The organism is Cohnella baijiui (assembly GCF_020731285.1).
Classification (GTDB): domain Bacteria; phylum Bacillota; class Bacilli; order Paenibacillales; family Paenibacillaceae; genus Cohnella.
The window spans coordinates 1-216 of sequence record NZ_JAJFOW010000466.1 but is presented as its reverse complement, the minus strand read 5'-3'; the positions used below and the strand labels follow the sequence as shown (position 1 = coordinate 216).

Below are 216 nucleotides of genomic sequence, written 5' to 3'. Positions count from 1 at the left end.
ATATTTGACTGCACTGAATTGATTGCGCTGTCCGATGCTCCATAAGAAGCCGGAACTCATTCCAATAATAAAGATGGACAGCGAGAGGGAAGGTGTAGTGAAGAAGTAGATTACGATAGAGAAAATAAGTGCGCCTACCGTTGTGCCGAGTGTCTGGCTGTAGGCATCGCCACCCAGCTTGTTGCCGACAAGGACAATGCTGCCCCAACATACAGC

The 216-nt window shown here is 48.6% G+C and carries 1 protein-coding gene; it reads right to left on the bottom strand.

Annotated features, from left to right (window positions below; translation table 11 throughout):
• Positions 1-216, bottom strand: a 216-nt coding sequence (locus LKX83_RS33405) for a GRP family sugar transporter (RefSeq protein WP_227887612.1), incomplete at both ends; no start/stop codon positions are given.